We start from the raw sequence: 7,068 nt of genomic DNA on the forward strand, positions 1-7,068 counted from the left end.
GGGCTCGAGCTCCGGTCGGGTCGGGGACCGAAATCGGTCATCGGCAGACGGCCGATGGGGCCATCGGTGTAGATTCGTCCCCAGAGCCAGAACGTCGCTGCTGATGGCGGTCGATCGGCGGTCCGCACCCGTAACGTGTGCGCCGGTCGAGGGAGAGAGGTCCTCCGACGGTTTGTGCTGCGCAGTAGGGAGCCGGTCCGCCACCGCGGGGATCCGGTGGCCCAGGCGTGGCCGTGCCCCCGTACGGCCTGCCGCGCGCGACACATGCCCGGACCTTTGGCCCCACCCCATCAGCGAGGAGCAGACGCATGTCGACCGACATCACCGGTGACTTCAAGGTCGCCGACCTTTCCCTGGCGCCGTTCGGCCGCAAGGAGATCCAGCTGGCCGAGCACGAGATGCCCGGTCTGATGGCGATCCGTGCCGAGTACGCCGAGTCGCAGCCGCTGGCCGGCGCCCGCATCACCGGCTCGCTGCACATGACGATCCAGACCGCCGTGCTGATCGAGACCCTGACGGCGCTCGGTGCCGAGGTCCGCTGGTGCTCCTGCAACATCTTCTCCACCCAGGACCACGCGGCCGCCGCTATCGCCGTCGGCCCGGAGGGCACCCCGGAGAACCCGCAGGGCGTGCCGGTCTTCGCCTGGAAGGGCGAGACCCTGGACGAGTACTGGTGGTGCACGGAGCAGGCGCTGACCTGGCCTGACGGCAAGACCCCGAACATGATCCTCGACGACGGCGGCGACGCCACCCTGCTGATCCACAAGGGCGTCGAGTTCGAGAAGGCCGGCGCCGCGCCGGACCCGTCCACCGCGGACAACGACGAGTTCCGGATCATCCTGGAGCTGCTCAACCGCACCCTCAAGGACACCCCGAACAAGTGGACCGAGGTCGCCGCCACCATCAAGGGCGTGACCGAGGAGACCACAACCGGTGTCCACCGCCTGTACGAGATGCACCGTGACGGCAACCTGCTGTTCCCGGCCATCAACGTCAACGACGCCGTCACCAAGTCGAAGTTCGACAACAAGTACGGCTGCCGCCACTCGCTGATCGACGGCATCAACCGCGCCACCGACGTGCTGATCGGCGGCAAGGTCGCCGTCGTCGCCGGCTACGGCGACGTGGGCAAGGGCTGCGCCGAGTCGCTGCGCGGCCAGGGCGCCCGCGTGATCATCACCGAGATCGACCCGATCTGCGCGCTGCAGGCGGCGATGGACGGCTACCAGGTCACCACCCTGGAGGACGTCGTCTCGATCGCGGACATCTTCATCACCACCACGGGCAACAAGGACATCATCCTTGCCTCGCACATGGAGAAGATGAAGCACCAGGCGATCGTCGGCAACATCGGCCACTTCGACAACGAGATCGACATCGCGGGCCTGGCCAAGCTCCCCGGCATCGTGAAGACCGAGGTCAAGCCGCAGGTCCACGAGTGGCGCTTCGCCGACGGCCACACCATCATCATGCTGTCCGAGGGCCGCCTGCTGAACCTGGGCAACGCGACCGGCCACCCGTCCTTCGTGATGTCCAACTCCTTCGCGAACCAGACGATCGCGCAGATCGAGCTGTTCACGAAGACCGAGCAGTACCCGATCGGCGTCTACGTGCTGCCGAAGCACCTGGACGAGAAGGTCGCCCGCCTGCACCTCGACGCGCTGGGCGTGAAGCTGACCACCCTGAGCCAGGAGCAGGCCGACTACATCGGCGTTCCGGTCGAGGGCCCGTACAAGCCGGAGCAGTACCGCTACTGATGCGGTGCCGCTGAGGTACGAACGCCGGTGGCCGGCACCCCCGCGTGGGGGTGCCGGCCACCGGCGCGTTCCGGTCCCGCTCGGCGCGTTCCGGTCCCGCTCGGCGCGTTCCGGTCGTGCTCAGCGCATGACGTCGGTCGTCCAGGCGCTCGCGTCCGGGCCGAGGGCCTTGGTGTGGGCGAGCATCCACGGCAGTCCGCCGAGTTGCGCCAGCGAGGGCGGCAGCTCGGCCCCGGCTCCGACGCACACCTGCACCCCGTTGTCCGCGGAGCACGACGGCGGGTTCGGGCCGGTGTTCGGCGACCCGTCCTTCCCGGTCGGCGACGCCGGTGCCCCGGGGGTGGACGGCTTCACGCTGAACCAGACGTTCCTGCCCTCCGCCTCCAGCATCAGCCACATGCTCCAGGGGACCTTGGCGTTTGCGTCCGGACGCGCCAGCTGGACGTTGGTGACCTCGAACGCCGCGGGCAGTCCGGTGATCCGGACCGGCAGCGGGACGTCCCACGTGCCGTACCGGACCTCGGCGGCCACCTTGTGCAGGACCTCCCGCGTGATGTCCGCGGGCCGGCCGCCGGAGCCCGCGAGCTCCGCCCAGCTGCCCGAGGGCGTCAGCCACCGCAGGGTGTGCTGGTAGTCCGGCTGCGCGTCGGAGACCACCCAGTAGGCGGTCCGGCCGTCGACCGGCTCGGCCTCCTCCGTGCGGACCGCGCTTCCGGGTGCTCCGGTCATCGGGGGACGGGACCCGGCCGGGTACTGCGAGAGCTTTAGCTGCGGAGCGTTCTCGCCCCGGCCGCTCGCCTGCAACTCGATTCCGTGGAAGGCGGTTTGGTACCCCACGCCGTTGTCACCGCCGGCCCACTCCGGCAGCCAGCCGAACCGGAGCTCGGGGGTCAGCGGGTCGGCCCCGGCCCGATCCGGTGCGGCGGTCGGGGACGGCGCGAGCGTCGGGGGTGCGGTGGTGGCCACCGTGGGTGCGGCGGGCAGCACGGGGGCGGCGGTGCCGCTGCCCGGCAGCAGGAGGGCGCCGCCGGCCACCACCGCGGCCGTCGCGCCCGCGACGGTGCCGATCACGGCCAGCCTGCGCCGGCGAAGCCGCGTCGCGCCCTCGGCCAGGGACCGGCCGGCGGCGAAGCCCGGAGGCGGTGCCGGTTCGTCGGCCAGGGCCGCCAGACGGTTGGCCAGGTCGTGCGGGTCGATGGTGCTCATGACATCCTCTCGGCGACGGCGGGACGGGCGGTGAGCCTGCTGCGGAGGGTGTCCAGGGCGCGGGAGCTCTGGCTCTTGACGTTGCCGGAGGAGCAGCCCAGGGCCTCGGCGGCCTGCTCGATCGACAGGTCGCAGTAGTAGCGGAGCACCACCGTGGCCCGTTGGCGGGGCGGGAGGGCGGCGAGGGCGCGGCGCAGGTCGAGGGCGGCGTCCAGGTCGACACCGCCGGCCGCCGCGTCCGGATCGGTCCCGGAACGGACGGTGCGGCGCCACCACGGGGAGCGCTGTTCGGCCAGGAAGGTGTTGACCAGTACCCGGCGCGCGTAGCCGTCCCGGTTCTCCATCCGCGCGGCTCTCGCCCAGTTCACGTACAGCTTGGTGATCGTCTCCTGGACCAGGTCGTCGGCCCGGTGCCAGTCCCCGCACAGAAGATAGGCGACCTTCCGCAGCCAGCCGGTCCTGGAGGCCACGTACTCCGTGAACTCCTCGTCGCGCGTCTGCTTCGCCATCCGCACCCCCTCTCGTCGTGACGGCGGCACCGCTCCGGCGCCGTCCACCCCCCTAATGCGCGCACCACCGGAGAAGGTTGCACGCGACGTGCGCACGTAGGCTTTCGGGCATGCCCAACGGCCGCTACTCCCTCTCCGACACGCACGACCACGTCCTGCTCGGCGAGGAGCGCTTCAGCTGCGCTCCCGGGCCGGCCGGGTGGCGGTACGTCTCCAAGACCTACGCGCCGGACGGCCGGGTGATCGGCGGCGTCGACCTCACCCTGGACTCCCGGGCCCGGCCGCTGCGGATGGAACTGCGGGCCGGGGGCTGGCAGGTGCGCGGCGGCGCGGTGGACGGAGTCGCCTGGGTCCGGACCGACGCGGCCGACCCGGGCGGCGAGCACACGGTGGAGGGACACGACCGGGCGCACGCCTTCACCGGCCGCTCGCCGGGCTTCCTGGTCGCCACCGCCCGGCTGCTGCGGCTGCGGGAAGGGGCGAGCGCGCGGGTGCGGCTGGTGGCGTTCACCGAGCCGGTGCTGGCACCCCGCACCCTCGACCAGGGATGGCTGCTGGAGGGCGTCGACACCCACGAGACGGACTCGGGGCCGCTGCTCGTCGAGCGGTACCAGGTCGGGGACCTGGAGACGGGGGAGCAGCAGGTCGTGCACCTGGCGGGGGACGTAGTGCTGTCGGCGGACGGGGTCGAGCTGGAGGAACTGGAGTCTCCGCCGAACGCCTGGCGGGTGGGGGACGAGGAGTAGCGGGCCGCCGGGTTCGGGTGCTTGCCCCCTTGGGGTCCTCGTCTCGGGGTCCTCGTCGGGCGTCAGAACGCCTGGGACCTCAGGAGGGCGGGGCGAAGCCGGTGCCGGCGGCGGGCTTGTCGAAGGACGGCGCCGGCGGGGCCGCCGGTGCGACAGCGGCGACCGGTGCGGCCGGTGCGACCGGGGTGGGTGCGGTCGGTACGGGCGCCGTCGGGATGCCGAGGACCCGCAGGGGGCGTCCGTCGGCCGTGCCGGGCACCGGGCCGGAGGCCGGGCGGGGCACGGGCACCTGGACGGGTATCGGCGCGGCCGCCCACAGCTGCTGCTGGGCGCGCAGCCACTCCCGCCGCTGGCGTTCGGTGAGCACCGCGCCCAGGTACGCCGCCGGGTGTAGCCCCGGGGGCACCGGGTGGCCGATCCGGTCGGACAGGTCGTCGGCCAGCCGGGCGGTCATCCGGCTCATCACCGCCGGGTCCAACTGGCCGATCCGGCCGAGCAGTTGGCGGACAGCGAGCCAGAGCGGCTCCGGAACCGCGGAGAAGTCCATCGCGACCAGCTCGTGGCCCATCGTCTGCAGCAGGTGCGGGTGCACCGGCGGCAGCGGGGTGGCGGAGCCGCCCGCCCCCGGGGTGCGCTCACGCACGACCACCGTCCCGGCGAAGATGTCGCCGAGCCGCTTGCCCTCCGAGTGCACCGCCGAGGTGATCACGGCCGGGGAGCCGGTGAGCGCGATCAGCTCGAAGAAACCGACCAGCCCGCGCACCAGCGAGTGCCGGAACCGCACCGGGCCGCCGTCGGTGCGCACCACCCGCAGGCCGAGTGCTGCCTTGCCGAGCGAGCGTCCGTGGCTGAAGGTCTCGACCATCACCGGGACAGCGACCAGGAAGAACACCATCAGGCCGATCATGACGGCCGCCAGCGCCGCGCTGTCGATGTCGACCAGCACGACGCCCAGCAGCAGCGTGACCACCAGCAGGGCGGCGAATTCCACGAGCAGGTCGAGCACGATCGCCAATGCCCGGCTCGGAAGCTTCGCCGTCTGCAGGCCGAGGACGACCGCCTCACCCGTCACCAGGTCGCTCAAGACACCTGTCCGTTCACGTTCTTGGAGCCCGTACGGCTCGCCCATGGGGATCCGGGACCGCCGGGGGCGGCAGCGCCGGGGAGGGAATCGGCCCGGATCGGCCCCCCAGGCTCCGCCCGCCGCAGTCTGATCCGCAGCCGCAAACATACGGGGCCCGGTGGGCGCACGGGAAGTGAGATCCCGGAGGCCGCGACCCGGGCCCCTGCTGGCATGCTGGGCCGCACCTGTCCGTACGTGCCTGCCCGCCGCGTACCCGCCCGCCCGCGCACGCACGTCCGCGCCCACCGCCGATCATGGAGCCGCCGAATGGACCTGGACGTCTTCGTCGCCACCCACCAGGGGGAGTGGGCCCGGCTGGACGCCCTCGCACGCCGGCGCCGGCTCAGCGGAGAGGAGGCCGACGAACTGGTCACCCTCTACCAGCGCACCACCGGCCACCTCGCCAAGGTCCAGGCCGCCGCGCCCGACCCGGCGCTGCTGAGCCGCCTGACCAGCCTGGTCTCACGTTCCCGCAGCGCGGTGACCGGCTCCCGGACCAACGGCTGGCAGGACGTCGCCCGCTACTACACGGTGAGCTTCCCGGCCGCGCTCTACCGCGCGCGCCGCTGGTGGGTGCCGGTCGCGATCGTCTCGCTGCTCGCCACCGCCGTGCTCGCGTGGTGGGTGGCCACCCATCCGGAGGTCCGCAACAGCCTCGTCGCCCCCGACCGCCTGCGGGAGCTGACCCGCCCCGGCGGACAGTACGAGGCCTACTACTCGGACCGGCCGGCCAGCTCCTTCGCCGCGCAGGTCTGGACGAACAACGCCTGGATCGCCGTGCAGTGCCTGCTCTACGGGATCGCGCTGGGCATTCCGGTGCTCTACGTGATGTGGGGCAACGTCGTGAACCTCGCCATCGGGGTCGGGCTGATGGCCTCCGCCGGACGCCTCGACGTCTTCCTCGGTCTGCTCATCCCGCACGGCCTGCTGGAGCTGACCGCGGTCTTCGTGGCCGGCGGCCTCGGCCTGCGCCTCGGCTGGACCGTCATCGCCCCCGGTCCGCGCACGCGCGCGGTGGCCCTGGCGGAGCAGGGCCGCTCGATCATCGGAATGGCGATGGGGCTGACGACGGTGCTGGCGGTCTCCGGCATCCTCGAAGCCTTCGTGACCCCGTCCGGCCTGCCCACCTGGGCGCGCATCGCCATCGGTGCGCTGGCAGAGCTGGCCTTCCTTCTGTACGCCCTCGTGCTGGGCCGAAAGGCCGCGGAAGGCGGAGAATCCGGTGATGTGGACGCGGCCGACCGGGCGGACCTGCAGCCCGTCGCGGCCTGAGGCGATGTGATCAGCACTCCTCTGACCTGCTAGTCTTCTCTCATCCCGGCCAAACCATTGACGTGGTGAGGGCGGGCTAGTAGGTTTGAACGGTTGGGACTGACTGGACAACGGTCGGGCCCGGGCGTTAGTGTCTACGACACCGCCGAATCGAGGCGAGCGCGTTTCACGAAATGCGCGCCCTCCGACGAAGCAAATCCCACGAACTGAGCACACCGAAAGCTTTGATAAGCTTCGGAGCGAAGTTTGCAGGAAATCCCGCCAGCGGGAATCGGATGAATGAAACTCCGGAAAACGGAGCGGAAAACATCTGGTAAGCTGGAAACACGAAAGAACGAAGCCCGGAGGGTCCGCTGGAAAGCGGTCCGAAGGAAGCGTCCGTTCCTTGAGAACTCAACAGCGTGCCAAAAGTCAACGCCAGATATGTTGACATCCCCGGCCTCAGGACTTCCTGG

The 7,068-nt window shown here is 71.4% G+C and carries 7 protein-coding genes; 3 read left to right on the plus strand and 4 right to left on the minus strand.

Annotation, left to right across the window (positions count from 1 at the left end; genetic code table 11):
• Positions 1-308: 308 nt before the first annotated feature.
• Positions 309-1,757 carry an adenosylhomocysteinase gene (ahcY, locus tag ACIBEC_RS43455; protein WP_360507972.1) on the plus strand — a complete coding sequence of 483 codons (1,449 nt, stop codon included), beginning with the start codon at positions 309-311 and terminating at the stop codon, positions 1,755-1,757.
• Positions 1,758-1,877: 120 nt separating this feature from the next.
• On the opposite strand, the gene ACIBEC_RS43460 is transcribed toward ahcY, so the two are convergent.
• Both ACIBEC_RS43460 and ACIBEC_RS43465 read right to left on the minus strand, forming a co-directional pair.
• Positions 1,878-2,963: a hypothetical protein gene (locus ACIBEC_RS43460; protein WP_360507975.1), complete on the minus strand. Its 1,086-nt coding sequence runs from the start codon at positions 2,961-2,963 to the stop codon at positions 1,878-1,880.
• Positions 2,960-3,472 (minus strand): SigE family RNA polymerase sigma factor, encoded by a 513-nt coding sequence (locus ACIBEC_RS43465; RefSeq protein WP_360507978.1) that lies wholly within the window; start codon positions 3,470-3,472, stop codon positions 2,960-2,962. The genes ACIBEC_RS43460 and ACIBEC_RS43465 overlap by 4 nt, the downstream gene beginning before the upstream one ends.
• Before the next feature lie 110 nt (positions 3,473-3,582).
• Between ACIBEC_RS43465 and ACIBEC_RS43470 the strand changes: the two genes are divergently transcribed.
• On the plus strand, positions 3,583-4,218 hold the full coding sequence (locus ACIBEC_RS43470; protein WP_360507980.1) for a hypothetical protein: 636 nt from the start codon (positions 3,583-3,585) through the stop codon (positions 4,216-4,218).
• Positions 4,219-4,297: 79 nt separating this feature from the next.
• On the opposite strand, the gene ACIBEC_RS43475 is transcribed toward ACIBEC_RS43470, so the two are convergent.
• Positions 4,298-5,302 (minus strand): RDD family protein, encoded by a 1,005-nt coding sequence (locus ACIBEC_RS43475; protein WP_360507983.1) that lies wholly within the window; start codon positions 5,300-5,302, stop codon positions 4,298-4,300.
• Between the two features lie 306 nt (positions 5,303-5,608).
• On the opposite strand from ACIBEC_RS43475, the gene ACIBEC_RS43480 reads away from it, so the two are divergent.
• Entirely contained in the window at positions 5,609-6,613 is a 1,005-nt protein-coding gene (locus ACIBEC_RS43480) for a stage II sporulation protein M (RefSeq protein ID WP_360507986.1), read from the plus strand.
• 166 nt (positions 6,614-6,779) lie between these two features.
• On the opposite strand, the gene ACIBEC_RS43485 is transcribed toward ACIBEC_RS43480, so the two are convergent.
• Positions 6,780-7,068 (minus strand): hypothetical protein (locus tag ACIBEC_RS43485; protein ID WP_360507989.1); only part of this gene is annotated, 289 nt, incomplete at its 5' end.

The organism is Kitasatospora sp. NPDC051164 (genome assembly GCF_044455625.1).
In the GTDB taxonomy this organism is placed as follows: domain Bacteria; phylum Actinomycetota; class Actinomycetes; order Streptomycetales; family Streptomycetaceae; genus Kitasatospora.